Origin of the sequence: Pseudomonas persica (genome assembly GCF_900291015.1) — a bacterium.
Classification (GTDB): domain Bacteria; phylum Pseudomonadota; class Gammaproteobacteria; order Pseudomonadales; family Pseudomonadaceae; genus Aquipseudomonas.
On sequence record NZ_OLKL01000072.1, the window covers coordinates 1 to 467 of the forward strand.

Consider the following 467-nt stretch of genomic DNA (forward strand, 5'->3'; position numbering starts at 1 on the left):
GGCAACTGGAGTTTCACTCCAGCCACACCGCTGGCCAACGGCACGGTGGTCAACGCCGTGGCCCAGGACCCGGCTGGCAACACCGGCCCGCAGGGCAGCACCACGGTGGATTCGGTTGCACCCGCCGCGCCGGTGGTCAATCCGAGCAACGGCTTGACCATCAGCGGTACCGCTGAAGTCGGTGCCACCGTGACCCTGACCGATGGTGGCGGCAGCCCGATCGGCCAGATCACCGCCGATGGCAGCGGTAACTGGAGCTTCACCCCTGGCACGCCGTTGGCCAACGGCACCGTGGTGAACGCCACTGCAACCGATCCGACCGGCAACACCGGTCCGCAGGCTTCCACCACGGTAGACGCGGTGGCCCCGGCCGCACCAGTGGTCGAGCCAAGCAATGGCATGGAAATCAGCGGTACTGCCGAAGCCGGCGCAACGGTCATCCTCACCGACGGTGGCGGCAACCCGAT

General features: G+C 67.7%; 1 protein-coding gene. It reads left to right on the forward strand.

What is annotated here, in order from left to right; genetic code table 11:
• The coding region (locus FQ664_RS25750; RefSeq protein ID WP_144175818.1) for an Ig-like domain-containing protein at positions 1–467 on the forward strand (467 nt) is incomplete at both ends.